Origin of the sequence: Pseudomonas sp. RIT357 (genome assembly GCF_000632245.1) — a bacterium.
In the GTDB taxonomy this organism is placed as follows: domain Bacteria; phylum Pseudomonadota; class Gammaproteobacteria; order Pseudomonadales; family Pseudomonadaceae; genus Aquipseudomonas; species Aquipseudomonas sivasensis.
In genome coordinates this window covers 58,355-74,019 of sequence record NZ_JFYX01000004.1, presented here as the reverse complement: position 1 = coordinate 74,019, position 15,665 = coordinate 58,355, and the positions used below count along the sequence as shown (strand labels likewise).

The window sequence follows — 15,665 nt, the reverse complement described above, 5'->3', positions numbered from 1 at the left end:
TGTGGTCGAATAGCCATATGCAGCCTAGGCGCACACCCGTGCGCACTGTATTCAGGGAGCTTCACACATGAAACGTTTTGCCTTGGCGATCATCTGCGGTGTGTTGGCCACTTCGGCCGTGGCCGCGCCGAAAGATTGTGAAGAGCTTAGGAAAGAGATCGAGGTCAAGATCCAGGCTAACGCTGTGCCGTCCTACACGCTTGAGATCGTTAGCAAGGAAGAAGCTGAGAAGCACGACGTGGCCATGGTCGTCGGCAGTTGTGAGAACGGCACCAAAGCAATCGTTTACCAAAAAAACAACGACTGATCAGAGGCAGTTCACGCTGCGTTCTTCAGCCAGTAATTGGCGGGCAGCGTTATACAGGCGGATATTCGGCGTGTAGCCCAGTGAGCGCCCTTCCAGGCGATAGCGTTGGCCAGCTTCGAAATGGTCGTACTGCAGGGTTATGAAGCAGGTTCGCTCGGTCGTTTGGCCAAAGCTGCTGAAATTTCCGCCCGTAGGCACTTCAAAATCGAAACGAACCATCAACTCGTGGCTGCCAGGCGGGAATTGGAAGTAACGTCCATCGTTAAGGTTTTTGCCGTCCAGGCGCTGCGCCATCACCAGCTTGGCACCCGGCGTCGGCGTGGCAAAATCAATCCAGGCTTGTTGCGGATCGGCGGCAGGCATCGGGGTCGACGTACAGGCGCTGATGAACACGGCGGCGACACAAAGCAAGAGCTGACGCATGACAGGCACTCGGTGATAGGACGGGTATCGCGGTCAGTATAAACACGAACCTATCACCCAGGAGCAGTGAGGGCATGGTCAGGCGTTTTCTTCCGGGGTTGATGGTTGTGCTGCTCAGCGGTTGTTCCAGCATTAGCTATTACGGCCAACTGGCGGGTGGCCAATGGCAGCTTTTGCAGGCTCGGCAGCCGGTTTCAGCGGTCGTCGCTGACTCCTCCCGCCCGCAGCAGCTACGTGACCATTTGGCGCAGTCCCAGAAAGCGCGAACCTTCGCCAGTGAACACCTGCACCTGCCTGACAATCAGAGTTACCGGCTGTACGCCGATATTGGTCGGCCTTATGTAGTCTGGAATGTGTTCGCCACGCAGGAATTTTCCCTGTCTCCCGAAAACCACTGCTTCCCCATCGCCGGTTGCGTGGCTTATCGCGGCTATTACAGCCAAGGTGCCGCGCGGGGTGAGGCTGCGTTGTTGCGCGAGCGAGGCATGGATGTGTCGATCGGCGGGGTTGAAGCCTATTCCACGCTGGGTTGGTTTAATGACCCGATCATCAGTTCAATGATGAACTGGGGCGATGAACGCCTGGCCACGCTGATCTTCCATGAGTTGGCGCATCAGCGTTTTTATGTGAAGGACGACACCGAGTTCAACGAGTCATTTGCCAACTTTGTCGAGCAGGAAGGCACCCGCCAATGGCGCGCCGCCCGTGGCCTGGCGCCGCTGAGCGATGCGACGTTAAAGCAGCGTGACCAATTTATCCAACTGATCCTCGATACTCGAAAGCGCCTGGAAAAGCTCTACGCCCAGCCTTTGGCCGCCGCGCAGATGCGCCAGGCCAAGGCGGCCGAATTCGAGTACTTGCGCCGTGAGTACGGGAAGATGCGCGACAACCAATGGGGTGGGGACAAGCGCTATGACGCTTGGATGAACCAGCCGATGAACAACGCGCGGTTGCTACCGTTCGGGCTGTATGACCAGTGGGTGCCGGCATTTGCGGCGTTGTTCCGGCAGGAAGGTGGGGATTGGCTGAAGTTCTATGCTGCGGTGGAGAAGTTGGGTGGGTTGCCTGTAGTGCAGCGCAAGGCTGCGTTGAGGCAGTTGGAGGGAGGTTGAGCTCTTGGGACTCATCGGGGGCAAGTCCCCCACAGTTTTTCAACATGCGGGAAGACGCTTGCCCCCAATGGCGGCTTCAAGGGCGCTGCAAAAACGCCTGATGCATCTGCGCCAACGTCTCGAAGTGCCAGGTCGGCGCCTCGGCGTTCAACTCTTCGAAACTACCAAACCCATAACCGACGGCTGCCGAATCCAGCCCGTTGCTACGCGCGCCGATCAGGTCGTGCTTGCGATCACCAATCATCAAGGTGTTCGCCGGTTCTAGGCCTTCCTCGCGCATCAGATGGGCGATCAGCTCGACCTTGTTGGTCCGCGTCCCATCAAGTTCGCTGCCGTAGATCATCTTGAAGTGCTTGGCAAAGTCGAAATGCCTGGCGATTTCACGGGCGAATTCCCACGGCTTTGAGGTGGCTACATACAGCTGGCGACCTTGGCTGTTCAAGTCTTCCAGCAGCGGCATCACGCCGTCGAACACGCGGTTTTCATAAAGCCCCGTGACCTTGAAGCGCTCGCGATAGAAATTCACCGCCTCCCACGCCTTGGCTTCATCGAAGTCGTAGAACTGCATGAATGCTTGCAGCAACGGCGGGCCGATGAAGTGTTCGAGTTTGGTCAGGTCCGGTTCATCAATGCCCAGTTTGCCGAGGGCGTATTGGATCGAGCGGGTAATGCCCTCGCGTGGATCGGTGAGGGTGCCGTCCAGGTCGAACAAAACGGTTTGGTAATGCAGGCTCATTGGTCAAATCCTTCAGCCAAGTGCAGGTCTTTGAGCTTCACGTAGTTCGCGGCGCTGTAGGTGAAAAATGCGCGCTCCTTGTCAGTCAGCGCGCGGATTTGTTTAACCGGACTGCCGACATACAAGAAGCCGCTGTCGAGTTTCTTGCCCGGTGGCACCAGGCTGCCGGCGCCGATAATCACGTCGTCTTCCACCACGGCGCCGTCCATCACGATGCTGCCCATGCCGATCAGGATGCGGTTGCCCAAGGTGCAGCCGTGCAGCATGACTTTGTGAGCGATGGTCACGTCGTCGCCGATCAGCAGTGGGAAACCGTCCGGGTTGAAGGGGCCTGCGTGGGTGATGTGCAGCACGCAGCCATCCTGCACGCTGGTGCGCGCACCGATGCGGATGCGGTGCATGTCGCCGCGAATCACGGTCAGCGGCCAAACCGAGCTGTCGGTGCCGATTTCGACATCGCCGATCACCACCGCCGAAATATCGACAAAAGCCCCGGCGCCCAGGGTTGGCGTGTGGTTCTGATAGGTGCGAAGGGTCACGATAGCCTCTCTCTCTTCTGCTGATAGCTGCGGTGGGCGTTGATTGTAATTAAGATGGCCCCATCTTTGTTCTTACATGTTTCTTCAGCCAAGGTGCCAACCGTGAGCGCGAACAACCCTCTTCTGCAGTCCTACGACCTGCCGCCGTTCTCGGCGATCCGTGCCGAACACGTGCAGCCGGCCATCGAACAGATCCTCGCCGATAACCGCGTTGCCATCGAAGGCATCCTGCAAAGCCAGGGTAAAAATCCGACATGGGCCGGGCTGGTGCTGGCCATGGACGAACTGAATGACCGACTGGGCGCCGCCTGGAGCCCCGTTAGCCACCTCAACGCCGTGTGCAACAGCGCCGAATTGCGTGAGGCCTATGAAAGCTGCCTGCCGGCATTGAGTGCCTACTCCACGGAGATGGGCCAGAACCGCGAACTGTTCCAGGCCTTCGAAGCCCTGGCCAACAGCCCTGAAGCCGCCGGCTTCGACGTGGCGCAAAAAACCATCCTTGAGCACTCTCTGCGTGACTTCCGTCTGTCGGGTATCGACCTGCCGCCCGAGCAGCAGAAGCGTTATGCCGAAGTGCAGAGCAAACTCTCCGAGCTGGGCAGCAAGTTCTCCAACCAACTGTTGGACGCGACCCAGGCTTGGACCAAACACGTCACCGACGAGGCAACTCTCGCTGGCCTGACCGACTCGGCCAAGGCGCAAATGGCAGCGGCTGCCCAAGCCAAAGGCCTCGACGGCTGGCTGATCACCCTGGAATTCCCCAGCTACTACGCGGTGATGACCTACGCCCACGACCGCGCCCTGCGTGAGGAAATTTACGCGGCCTACTGCACCCGCGCGTCGGACCAAGGCCCGAATGCCGGTCAGAACGATAACGGCCCGGTGATGGAACAGATCCTCGACCTGCGTCAGGAATTGGCGCAACTGCTCGGTTTTGCATCGTTCTCCGAACTGAGCCTGGCCACCAAAATGGCTGAATCCAGCGATCAGGTCCTGAGTTTCCTGCGCGACCTGGCCAAACGCAGCAAGCCGTTTGCCGCCCAGGATCTGCAGCAACTCAAGGCCTATGCCGCCGAACAAGGCTGCGTCGACCTGCAAAGCTGGGACAGCGGTTTCTACGGCGAAAAACTGCGCGAGCAGCGCTACAGCGTGTCCCAGGAAGCCCTGCGCGCTTACTTCCCCATCGATAAAGTGTTGGGCGGCCTGTTTGCCATCGTGCAGCGCCTGTATGGCATCGAGATTGCCGAGCAGAAAGGCTTCGACACCTGGCACCCGGATGTTCGCCTGTTTGAGATCAAGGAAAACGGCCAGCACGTCGGCCGCTTCTTTTTCGACCTCTACGCCCGCGCCAACAAGCGTGGCGGTGCCTGGATGGACGGCGCCCGTGACCGTCGCCGCACCGCTGACGGCGTGCTGCAAAGCCCGGTGGCCAACCTGGTGTGCAACTTCACCCCGGCTGACAGTGGCAAGCCTGCCCTGCTGACCCACGATGAAGTCACCACGTTGTTCCACGAATTCGGCCACGGCCTGCATCACCTGTTGACCCGCGTCGAGCACGCTGGCGTGTCCGGCATCAACGGTGTCGCCTGGGATGCGGTGGAGTTACCGAGCCAGTTTATGGAGAACTGGTGCTGGGAGCCCGAAGGCCTGGCGCTGATCTCCGGCCACTATGAAAGCGGTGAGCCGCTGCCTCAGGATTTGCTGCAAAAAATGCTCGCGGCGAAGAATTTCCAATCCGGCTTGATGATGGTCCGCCAGTTGGAATTCTCGCTGTTTGACTTTGAGATGCACGCCACCCACGGTGATGGCCGCAGCGTGGCGCAGGTGTTGGAAGGCGTACGCGACGAGGTGTCGGTCATGCGTCCGCCAGCCTACAACCGCTTCCCTAACAGTTTTGCGCACATCTTCGCGGGCGGTTATGCGGCGGGTTATTACAGCTATAAGTGGGCTGAAGTGCTGTCGGCGGATGCCTTCTCCAAGTTCGAAGAGGACGGCGTACTTAACGCTGAGACCGGTCGCGCATTCCGCGAGGCGATCCTGGCGCGTGGTGGTTCCCAGGCGCCGATGGTGCTGTTCGTCGACTTCCGCGGACGCGAGCCGTCGATTGACGCGCTCTTGCGCCACAGCGGCCTGAGTGAGGACGCGGCAGCATGAATGACGGGCCTGTGATCACCAAAAAACAATTCATCGCCGGGGCTGTCTGCCCGGCGTGCAGCGAGCCGGACAAGCTGAAAATGTGGACCGAGGACAACGTACCGCACCGCGAGTGCGTGGCCTGCGGGTATACCGATACGCTCAATGACCAAGGGCTGTCGGTGCCCAAGGAGTTGGGTACGCGTGTGAATACGTCTGCGCTTAAAGCGCCAGCCGATCCCAAGGTTCAGGCAGTGCAATTCTTCCCGAATCCGAAATTGAAAAAAGACTAACGGCCCTACCCGGGCCAATGTGGGAGGGGGCTTGCCCCCGATAGCGCAAGGTCAGCCAGCCTCTGGATTGGCTGACCCGCCGCTATCGGGAGCAAGTCCCCTCCCACATTTTTTTGCCTGCAATTATTCGACTTAGGTCGCTGAATCCATAATCTACATCCTTAGCCTGCTATCATTTGTAACTATTGATTGCCCAAATACCGACGAGCCGCTCCCCAGAAGTGGCCGAATAAACCCGTGACCACATGATGAGGTGCACCCATGTCTGATCAAGATCAAGACAACCCCCGGCGTGATTTTTTGCGCAAATCCTTGACCTTGATCCCGGTGGTCACGGTTGCGAGTACCGGCCTTGGTGGCTCGATACTGATGGCCACGCCTGAGCCTGCACACGCCGCGCCGGCCAAACCTGCGAAGAACGACAAGGCCTACGAGCCGAGCTATTTCACCGCTGAGGAATGGGCGTTCATCAACGCCGCCGTCGAGCGTTTGATCCCCGCAGATGCTCAAGGCCCAGGAGCCCTGGAAGCCGGCGTGCCGGAATACATCGACCGTCAGATGAACACGCCGTACGCCAGCGGCGCGCTGTGGTACATGCAAGGTCCGTTCAACGCGGACGCCCCGCCGGAGATGGGCTGGCAGAGCAAGTTGGTCCCCAAAGAAATTTATCGCCTGGGCATTGCTGCGACGGATGCGTGGTCGAAAGCCTTCAACGGTAAAGCTTTTGCTGCGCAAGACAGCGCTACCCGAGACGATATGCTGCGCCGTCTGGAGGCTGGTGGCGGCGAAGTGGCGGCGCATTTCGACGCCGTACCGCCGAAAATCTTCTTCAACCTGTTACTGCAAAACACCAAGGAAGGCTTCTTCTGCGACCCGATTCACGGTGGCAATAAGGGCATGGTCGGCTGGACCATGATCGGCTTCCCCGGCGCGCGCGCCGACTTTATGGATTGGGTGGAACGCAACGAGCAATACCCCTTCCCGGCTGTTTCCATCCGTGGCGAGAGGGCATAAACGTGGCGACCATCATGAAGAAAGTGGATGCAGTGATCGTCGGCTTCGGCTGGACCGGCGCGATCATGGCAAAGGAGCTGACAGAAGCGGGCCTCAACGTGCTGGCGCTGGAGCGCGGCCCGATGCAGGACACGTACCCTGACGGCAACTATCCCCAGGTCATCGACGAATTGACCTACAGCGTGCGTAAGAAACTCTTCCAGGACATTTCCAAAGAGACGGTGACCATTCGCCATAGCGTGAATGATGTCGCCCTACCTAACCGTCAGCTCGGCGCTTTTTTGCCGGGCAATGGCGTGGGTGGCGCGGGCCTGCACTGGTCCGGTGTGCACTTTCGTGTCGACCCAATCGAGTTGCGCATGCGCAGCCACTACGAAGAACGCTACGGGAAAAACTTCATCCCCAAGGACATGACTATCCAGGACTTCGGCGTCAGCTATGAAGAACTGGAGCCGTTCTTCGACTATGCGGAAAAAGTCTTCGGCACCTCCGGCCAAGCTTGGACCGTTAAAGGTCAGTTGGTGGGTGAAGGCCGTGGCGGCAACCCTTACGCGCCGGATCGTTCCAACCCGTTTCCGTTGGAAGCGCAGAAAAATACGGTCTCCGCACAGCTGTTTCAGAAAGCGGCTGCCGATGTGGGTTACAAACCCTACAACTTGCCATCCGCCAACACCTCGGGGCCTTACACCAACCCCTATGGCGCGCAGATGGGCCCGTGCAACTTCTGCGGCTTTTGCAGTGGCTACGTGTGCTACATGTACTCCAAGGCCTCGCCGAATGTGAACATCCTGCCGGCGCTGCGTCAGGTGCCGAATTTCGAACTGCGCCCCAATTCCCACGTGCTCAAGGTCAACCTAGACAGCACCAAGAAGAAAGCCACCGGCGTGACCTATATCGACGCCCAGGGCCGTGAAATCGAGCAGCCGGCGGACTTGGTAATCCTCGGCGCGTTCCAGTTTCACAACGTGCGCCTGATGCTGCTGTCGGGCATCGGCAAGCCGTACGACCCGATTACCAATGAAGGCGTGGTGGGCCGGAACTTCGCTTACCAGAACATGGCAACCATCAAGGCCTTCTTCGATAAGGACACCCACACCAACAACTTCATCGGCGCGGGCGGTAATGGCGTGGCGATGGACGACTTCAATGCGGACAACTTCGACCACGGCCCACACGGCTTTGTGGGCGGCTCGCCGATGTGGGTCAACCAGGCCGGCAGTCGGCCGATTGCGGGTACGTCCAACCCGCCCGGCACCCCGGCCTGGGGCAGTGCGTGGAAGCGCGCCACTGCCGATTACTACACCCATCAGGTGTCGATGGACGCCCACGGTGCCCATCAATCTTACCGAGGCAACTACCTCGATCTGGACCCGGTGTACCGCGATGCCTACGGCCTGCCGCTGCTGCGTATGACGTTCGATTGGCAGGAGAACGACATCAAGATGAACCGTTTCATGGTCGAGAAAATGGGCAAGGTTGCCGAAGCGATGAACCCCAAGGCCATCGCTGTACTTGGTAAAAAAGTCGGTGAGCATTTCAACACTGCGTCTTACCAGACCACCCACCTCAATGGTGGCGCGATCATGGGCACCGACCCGAAAACCAGTGCGTTGAACCGTTACCTGCAGAGCTGGGACGTACACAACGTGTTTGTCCCTGGCGCGTCCGCTTTCCCACAGGGCCTGGGCTACAACCCTACCGGCCTGGTGGCGGCGCTGACCTACTGGTCGGCACGGGCGATCCGTGAGCAGTACCTGAAAAACCCCGGCCCACTGGTTCAGGCATAAGGAGCGATGACCATGAAAGCACTTGTTATCGCCACGTTTGCGCTGCTCAGCAGTTGCTCGATAAGCGCCGCCGAAACCGACCTGATCAGACAGGGCGAATACCTGGCCCGCGCCGGTGACTGCGTGGCTTGCCACACCGCCAAGGGCGGCAAACCCTTCGCAGGCGGGCTGCCGATGGAAACCCCGATTGGCGTGATCTATTCCACCAACATCACTCCGGACAAGACCGGCCTTGGCGACTATAGCTTCGAAGACTTCGACAAGGCCGTGCGCCATGGCGTCGCCAAGAGCGGTAGTACGCTTTACCCAGCGATGCCGTACCCGTCTTACGCGCGTGTCAGCGACAGCGATATGCAGGCGTTGTACGCGTACTTCATGAAGGGCGTGGAGCCCGTCGCCCAAGCAAATAAGGACAGCGACATTCCCTGGCCCTTGAGCATGCGTTGGCCGTTGGCGGCGTGGCGTTGGATGTTTGCCCCTGAAGTGGCTGACACACCAGTGGTAGCGGGTGCCGACCCGGTGACAAGTCGTGGCGCTTACCTAGTGGAAGGCCTCGGTCACTGCGGCGCGTGCCACACCCCCCGTGCGTTGACCATGCAGGAAAAAGCCCTGAGTGCCACAGACGGCGATGCCTTCCTGTCCGGCAGCGCGCCGTTGGAAGGTTGGATCGCCAAGAGCCTGCGCGGCGACCACAAGGACGGCCTTGGCAGTTGGAGCGAGGAGCAACTGGTGCAATTCCTCAAGACCGGTCGCAGTGATCGCAGCGCGGTGTTTGGTGGTATGAGCGACGTTGTAGTCCACAGCATGCAGTACATGTCGGAAGACGATTTGACCGCTATCGCCCGTTACCTCAAGAGCCTGCCTGCAGTCGATCTCAAGGACCAGCCGCATGTGTACGACAAGCAGGTAGCGCAGGCGCTGTGGAAAGGCGATGACAGCCAGCCGGGTGCGTCGGTGTACATCGACAACTGTGCGGCCTGCCACCGCACCGACGGCCATGGCTATACACGCGTGTTCCCGGCGCTGGCGGGCAACCCGGTATTGCAGACGGCGGATGCCACCTCGCTGATCAACATCGTGTTGAACGGCGGCACCTTGCCGGCCACTCACGCGGCGCCATCGACCTTCACCATGCCGGCATTTGCCTGGCGCCTGTCGGACCAGGAAGTGGCGGACGTAGTCAGTTTCATCCGTGGCAGTTGGGGCAATAAAGGTGCGCCGGTGAAAGCCAGCGACGTGGCTGATATGCGTAAAAACGATATGCGCACCACCTCGGGCGATGACCTGGGGCAGGTCACACAAAAACACTGACCGCCAAACGGCACTGGTCAGAAACGTCGCGCCTCGATACTGTATATAAAAACAGTGTCGAGGCGTATTCATGTCTACTCCGTTGCCGCCCCGTGGCCGGGGCACGGCCACTAACCTGCACAACCGCTTTGCGCCCTCGGTCAGCGTGGCCGAGGACGATGGCTGGTATCAGGAAGTACCGCCGACCCAAGGCACCGAGGTGCGTATTGAGACGGCTAAAACCATCATCACCCGCAACAACTCACCGGACCTGCCGTTTGATCGCTCGATCAACCCGTATCGCGGTTGCGAGCATGGCTGCATCTACTGCTATGCGCGGCCCAGCCACGCCTATTGGGACATGTCACCGGGGCTGGATTTTGAGACCAAGCTGATCGCCAAGAGCAATGCGGCCGACGTGCTGGAGCAGCAGCTGTCCAAGCCGGGCTATGTGTGTGCGCCGATCAACCTGGGTTCCAACACCGATCCGTACCAGCCCATCGAGCGTGAATACAAGATCACGCGACAGACCCTCGAAGTGCTGCTGCGCTACCGACATCCGGTGACCATCATTACCAAAGGTTCGCTGATCCTGCGTGACCTCGACCTGCTCACCGAGTTGGCCAGCCAGCGTCTGGTGGCGGTGATGATCAGCCTCACCAGTCTGGACGACGAGCTCAAGCGCATCCTGGAGCCGCGCACGGCAGCGCCTAAGGCGCGGTTGCGAGCGATCCGTGTGATGCGAGAGGCGGGGATTCCCGTGGGTGTGCTGTGCTCGCCGATGATTCCGATGATCAACGACAGTGAGTTGGAGAGCCTGCTGACCGAGGCGCACGCCGCCGGTGCGCAGAGCGCGGCGTACATGATGCTGCGCCTGCCCCTGGAAGTGGCGCCGTTGTTCGAAGAGTGGCTGACGGCGCATTACCCGCAGCGTGCGGCCCACGTAATGAGTCTGGTGCGGCAGGTGCGAGGTGGCGAGGTGTATGACAGCCGCTTCGGTGTGCGTATGCGGGGCGAAGGACCTTTTGCTGATTTGTTGGCCCAGCGTTTCAGCAAGGCAATCAAACGCCTGGGGCTCAATCGCCGTGAAGGATTCAATCTGGATTGCACGGCGTTCTGTCCGCCGGGCAGACAGATGGCATTGTTGTAGACTTATCAGGAAGAACGCACCTTTCTTGTAGGAATAGTCGCGTTTTGACATCACTGAAACCCGCGATCTAGAGCGGTTCATTCAGTTTGAGTTAAGTTTCGGCGGTTACCTTGCTCAGCGAGTGACTGATGAGTCGACACCCGGGTTATTGGAGTTTTACAACTATTCCATTGGTCGGGCGTCGAACTGTCCTGAACACGCCCCCTGCACTAATCAAGAGGATGAATCATGAGTGATAAGGATAAACAGCCGTTGGCTGCGTCGGCTTCAGCCTCTCAAGTGGCGGAGTCCGCCGATGCAGCGCTAAAGCACATCGTTGACGGTTTTTTGCATTTCCATCACGACGTCTTCCCCCAGCAGGAAGAACTCTTCAAGAAACTCGCCACGGCCCAGAGCCCGCGAGCGATGTTCATCACCTGCGCCGACTCGCGCATCGTCCCCGAGCTGATCACCCAAAGCTCGCCTGGCGACCTGTTCGTGACCCGTAACGTAGGCAACGTAGTGCCGCCCTACGGCCAAATGAACGGTGGTGTTTCCACGGCCATCGAGTACGCGGTACTTGCCCTCGGTGTGCAGCACATCATCGTGTGCGGACACTCCGATTGCGGCGCCATGCGGGCGGTACTCAACCCCGACAGCCTGGAAAAAATGCCGACGGTAAAAGCCTGGTTGCGGCATGCCGAGGTCGCCAAGACCATGGTCCATGACAACTGCGATTGCGCCAGCGAAGGCGAGAGCATGAAGGTGCTCACCGAAGAAAACGTCATCGCCCAGTTGCAACATTTGCGCACCCACCCTTCCGTGGCTTCGCGCATGGCTAACGGTCAGCTGTTCATCCACGGTTGGATCTACAACATCGAGACCAGCGAAATCCGCGCCTACGATGCCGACCAGTCGGCGTTCAGACCGTTGGGCGGTGACGGGCCGATCCCTTCAGCGACGCCTAAAGCGCGCTTCTAAAACACTTCCCTGCCGGGTAATGCGGTGGCTGCCATGGATGCAGCCAGGCTTTACCGCGCCCGGCGAATGCCTCGGGAGAGTCATCATGCGTGCTGCTCAATTGAAAGCTGTATTGCCACGGGAGCTGCTCGCCTCGGTGGTTGTGTTTCTGGTCGCCCTGCCGCTGTGCATGGGGATCGCGATTGCGTCCGGCATGCCGCCGGCCAAGGGCCTGATCACCGGGATTATCGGTGGCCTGGTGGTGGGGTGGCTGGCGGGGTCGCCGCTGCAGGTCAGCGGTCCGGCGGCGGGTCTGGCTGTGCTGGTGTTTGAATTGGTGCGCCAGCACGGCATGTTGATGCTGGGCCCGATCCTGCTGCTGGCGGGCTTTCTGCAACTGGTGGCCGGACGTTTGCGCCTGGGCTGCTGGTTCCGCGTGACAGCGCCCGCAGTGGTGTACGGCATGCTGGCGGGCATTGGCGTGTTGATTGTGCTGTCGCAGATTCATGTGATGCTCGATGGTGCGCCCAAGCCTTCGGGGCTGGACAACCTGGCGGGTTTCCCGGCTGCACTGGCTGAAGCCATACCGACCCTTGGCGGCGGGCTTGGCTGGCAAGCGGGTTTGCTTGGGCTGTCGACGATGCTGGTGATGTACCTGTGGGATAAATTCCGCCCGCAACCGCTGCGGTTTGTGCCGGGCGCTTTGCTTGGCGTCGGCCTGGCTACGGTCACCAGCCTGGTGCTGGCGTTGCAGGTCAAACGCGTGGAAGTCCCGGAAAACCTGGCTGACGCCATCGACTGGCTGCGCCCCAGCGACCTGCTGAACCTGGCCGATCCTCAACTGCTGATCGCTGCCTTCGCAGTGGCGTTTATCGCCAGCGCCGAAACCCTGCTTTCCGCCGCGGCTGTCGACCGCATGCATAATGGCCAGCGTTCCGATTTCGACAAAGAGCTGTCCGCCCAAGGTGTCGGCAACATGCTCTGCGGCCTGGTCGGTGCTTTGCCGATGACCGGCGTGATCGTACGCAGCTCAGCCAACGTCCAGGCGGGTGCAACCACTCGTCTGTCTGCCATGTTCCATGGCGTGTGGTTGCTGGGTTTCGTGTTGCTGTTGTCGAGCGTGCTGCAAAGCATTCCAGTGGCAAGCCTGGCCGGTGTGTTGGTGTACACCGGGATCAAGCTGGTAGACGTCAAGGCGTTCAAGGCCTTGGGGCGCTACGGGCGGATGCCGATGTTCACCTATGCGGCCACGGCCTTGGCGATCATCTTTACTGACCTGCTGACGGGTGTGCTGGTGGGCTTTGGCCTCACGTTGGTCAAACTGGCGCTCAAGGCGTCCCGGCTGAAAGTCAGCCTGATTGACCTGCCTCAGGACGGTGAGATGGAGCTACGGCTGACCGGTGCGGCGACCTTTCTCAAAGTGCCTGCGCTGACCCAAGTGCTGTCGACGGTACCTGCGGGGACCACGGTGCATGTGCCGCTCAACAACCTCACCTATATCGACCATTCCTGCCTGGAGTTACTGGAAGAATGGGGTCGGGCGAATGCGGCGAAGGGCTCGAAGTTGGTGATTGAGGCGCGCGGGTTGAAGCGCCGGCTCGAAGGCCGGGTTAGGACGACGACGGGAATCGGCTCGGCGCCATCAATCGGCTGATGAAGCCGGATCAAAATGTGGGAGGGGGCTTGCTCCCGATAGCAGAGTGTCAGTCTAAGCATATGTGACTGAGCCACCGCTATCGGGAGCAAGCCCCCTCCCGCATTTTTTCTGCGTCTACCTCAGGATTCAGGCGGGTTGATCCAGCGCCAATTCAACGCCCAGTTGCCGAGACAGGCACGGCCAGCGCTTCCACGCGGCGTCTGTGTCAGGGCTTTTCAACTGCTCGCGGTACGCCTCGACGGACTCCAGCGCAAAGCTGTCTTCGTTGAGCATCTCATCCACCGCCAGGTGGACGGCTTCATCCAGTCGGTTGGCAAACGCTTCGCCGATCAACTGATGGGCAATCAAGTTAGCCACGGTGGTATCCGCCGGAATCAACGGCCGACCGAAGTGCTTGATATACAGATCGTTTACTTCCTCCACCAGACGATGAGCCAGGTAGGCCTCGTCCAGCAGCCCGTCCAGGCCTTCGTGGCCTGCCAGAATAGCTGGCGGTTGCAGGAAGAAATGCTCGGCAATCTTCAGCACCGGCTTGATCTGGCTTTCGATACCGGCCTCGCGGGCAACTTCATTGGCCGCGTCGAGCAAATCCGGGACCAAGTCGATGTAGGCGGTGACAAAACGCGCCATGACAACGTTGCGATCACCTTCAGCCAGAGCAATGGCCGAATGCAGGTGCGGCAATTGTTTTTCCAGTTGCTGGGCAAGCTGGCCCGTAGTGGCTTCGTGTTGATGGGCACGGGAAATCTGCTCGCGCAATGCGGCGGTGTTCATGAAGGCTCCAGTGATGCAGGCGTAGGAAAAGGGAGAGGTTAAGTTAGCTCGTTTATACGAGCGCCTAAGACGCATTTGTCATAATTATTTCATGGTTATGCGCAGGCGTTATATTGAATTGCCATCGTTCGTCGGAAAATCGATTCCGCTCCCGGTTTCATTGGCTTCGGCCGTGCCATTTTGCCTCATTTGTCCCTACACATTGCGGGGTTGCATACCCTGTCTATACTCGGATTTGTACGCGATTAGCTGATGACGCCAGACTGCATAAGCAGGCAAGGCTAAGCGGTTGTAAGCAGTATGGAAGCCGCTCCCTTCGACGCAGGTGCAAACCGGCGGGATAACAAGAACGATAAGGGGAACCCGCAATGATGCGACATCCACACGTTTGGATGGGCCTCCTGTTGTGGTCAGTATTCGGCCAGGCGCACGCCGCCTGGACAACGAATATGGCGCCAGGTGCAACAGAAGTCAGTCACGCTGTGTTCGATCTACACATGACCATTTTCTGGATCTGTGTGGTGATCGGCATCATCGTGTTTGGCGCCATGTTTTGGTCGATGATGGTCCACCGGCGCTCCACCGGCCAGGTCGCAGCCAAGTTCCACGAGAGCACCACCGTGGAAATCCTCTGGACCGTCGTGCCCTTGCTGATCCTGATCGCGATGGCTATTCCCGCAACCAAGACCTTGATCAACATCTACGACAGCAGTGAGTCGGATATCGATATCCAGGTCACTGGCTACCAGTGGAAGTGGCATTACAAATACCTGGGCCAGGATGTGGAGTTCTTCAGCAACCTGGCCACACCCGCCGAGCAGATCCATAACCAGGCCACAAAGGGCGAGCACTATCTGCTGGAAGTCGACCAGCCGTTGGTGCTGCCGGTGGGCGCCAAAGTGCGCTTTCTGGTTACCGCCGCTGACGTGATCCACTCTTGGTGGGTGCCGGCTTTTGCGGTCAAGCGCGACGCTATTCCCGGCTTCGTCAACGAGGCCTGGACTCGGGTCGAGAAGCCCGGCATCTACCGTGGGCAGTGCGCCGAATTGTGCGGTAAAGACCACGGTTTCATGCCTATCGTCGTCGAGGTCAAATCCAAGGCTGACTACGAAACCTGGCTGGGTGAACGCAAGGCCGAGGCCGCCAAGCTCAAGGAACTGACCTCCAAAGAGTGGACCCTTGAAGAGTTGGTGGCCCGTGGTGACAAGGTTTATCACACCACCTGCGTGGCCTGTCACCAGGCCGAGGGCCAGGGCCTGCCGCCGATGTTCCCGGCGCTCAAGGGCTCGAAAATCGCTACCGGACCGGCCGCGGACCACCTGAGCATCGTCTATCACGGCAAGCCGGGCACTGCGATGGCCGCGTTCGGCAAGCAGCTCTCGGAAGTGGATATCGCCGCCGTGGTGACCTACGAGCGCAACGCCTGGGGCAACAACAAAGGCGACATGGTCACGCCAAAAGACGTGCTGGCCATCAAACAGGCGGAAAGCAAATGACAGCCCTCATTACAT

At 59.5% G+C, this 15,665-nt stretch carries 15 protein-coding genes; 11 read left to right on the top strand and 4 right to left on the bottom strand.

Going from position 1 to position 15,665, the window contains the following annotated elements:
• Positions 1-67: 67 nt before the first annotated feature.
• Positions 68-307: a DUF1161 domain-containing protein gene (locus BW43_RS21780; protein WP_032885100.1), complete on the top strand. Its 240-nt coding sequence runs from the start codon at positions 68-70 to the stop codon at positions 305-307.
• On the opposite strand, the gene BW43_RS21785 is transcribed toward BW43_RS21780, so the two are convergent.
• Positions 308-730 carry a lipoprotein gene (locus tag BW43_RS21785; protein WP_032885099.1) on the bottom strand — a complete coding sequence of 141 codons (423 nt, stop codon included), beginning with the start codon at positions 728-730 and terminating at the stop codon, positions 308-310.
• Positions 731-804: 74 nt separating this feature from the next.
• Between BW43_RS21785 and BW43_RS21790 the strand changes: the two genes are divergently transcribed.
• Positions 805-1,842, top strand: a complete 1,038-nt coding sequence (locus BW43_RS21790; RefSeq protein WP_032885097.1) for an aminopeptidase — start codon at positions 805-807, stop codon at positions 1,840-1,842.
• A gap of 76 nt (positions 1,843-1,918) precedes the next feature.
• Here BW43_RS21790 and BW43_RS21795 read toward each other — a convergent pair whose 3' ends face one another.
• Both BW43_RS21795 and BW43_RS21800 read right to left on the bottom strand, forming a co-directional pair.
• The gene (locus BW43_RS21795; RefSeq protein WP_032885096.1) at positions 1,919-2,578 is read right to left on the bottom strand and encodes an HAD family hydrolase; all 660 of its coding nucleotides are present in this window, start codon (positions 2,576-2,578) and stop codon (positions 1,919-1,921) included.
• Positions 2,575-3,117, bottom strand: a complete 543-nt coding sequence (locus tag BW43_RS21800) for a gamma carbonic anhydrase family protein (RefSeq protein ID WP_032885094.1) — start codon at positions 3,115-3,117, stop codon at positions 2,575-2,577. The genes BW43_RS21795 and BW43_RS21800 overlap by 4 nt, the downstream gene beginning before the upstream one ends.
• 102 nt (positions 3,118-3,219) lie before the next feature.
• Between BW43_RS21800 and prlC the strand changes: the two genes are divergently transcribed.
• From prlC to BW43_RS21840, 8 genes are all read left to right on the top strand, one after another.
• On the top strand, positions 3,220-5,271 hold the full coding sequence (prlC, locus tag BW43_RS21805) for an oligopeptidase A (RefSeq protein WP_032885092.1): 2,052 nt from the start codon (positions 3,220-3,222) through the stop codon (positions 5,269-5,271).
• On the top strand, positions 5,268-5,543 hold the full coding sequence (locus BW43_RS21810) for a YheV family putative zinc ribbon protein (protein WP_032885090.1): 276 nt from the start codon (positions 5,268-5,270) through the stop codon (positions 5,541-5,543). Before prlC ends, BW43_RS21810 begins: the two co-directional genes overlap by 4 nt.
• Before the next feature lie 261 nt (positions 5,544-5,804).
• Positions 5,805-6,557: a gluconate 2-dehydrogenase subunit 3 family protein gene (locus BW43_RS21815; protein WP_032885088.1), complete on the top strand. Its 753-nt coding sequence runs from the start codon at positions 5,805-5,807 to the stop codon at positions 6,555-6,557.
• A 2-nt stretch (positions 6,558-6,559) separates the two neighbouring features.
• A complete protein-coding gene (locus BW43_RS21820) occupies positions 6,560-8,344 on the top strand; it encodes a GMC family oxidoreductase (RefSeq protein WP_032885087.1) in 1,785 nt (594 codons plus the stop codon).
• Between the two features lie 12 nt (positions 8,345-8,356).
• A complete protein-coding gene (locus BW43_RS21825; protein ID WP_032885086.1) occupies positions 8,357-9,655 on the top strand; it encodes a cytochrome c in 1,299 nt (432 codons plus the stop codon).
• Between the two features lie 70 nt (positions 9,656-9,725).
• A complete protein-coding gene (locus BW43_RS21830) occupies positions 9,726-10,784 on the top strand; it encodes a PA0069 family radical SAM protein (RefSeq protein WP_032885085.1) in 1,059 nt (352 codons plus the stop codon).
• Positions 10,785-11,012: 228 nt separating this feature from the next.
• A complete protein-coding gene (locus BW43_RS21835) occupies positions 11,013-11,744 on the top strand; it encodes a carbonic anhydrase (RefSeq protein WP_032885083.1) in 732 nt (243 codons plus the stop codon).
• Positions 11,745-11,829: 85 nt separating this feature from the next.
• Positions 11,830-13,377 (top strand): SulP family inorganic anion transporter, encoded by a 1,548-nt coding sequence (locus BW43_RS21840; protein ID WP_032885081.1) that lies wholly within the window; start codon positions 11,830-11,832, stop codon positions 13,375-13,377.
• A gap of 129 nt (positions 13,378-13,506) precedes the next feature.
• On the opposite strand, the gene BW43_RS21845 is transcribed toward BW43_RS21840, so the two are convergent.
• A complete protein-coding gene (locus tag BW43_RS21845; protein WP_032885079.1) occupies positions 13,507-14,154 on the bottom strand; it encodes a hypothetical protein in 648 nt (215 codons plus the stop codon).
• Positions 14,155-14,522: 368 nt separating this feature from the next.
• Here BW43_RS21845 and coxB point away from each other — a divergent pair, with 368 nt between their 5' ends.
• Complete coding sequence (gene coxB / locus BW43_RS21850) at positions 14,523-15,650, top strand: cytochrome c oxidase subunit II (RefSeq protein WP_032885077.1); 1,128 nt, start codon at positions 14,523-14,525, stop codon at positions 15,648-15,650.
• The last annotated feature ends 15 nt before the right edge of the window (positions 15,651-15,665 follow it).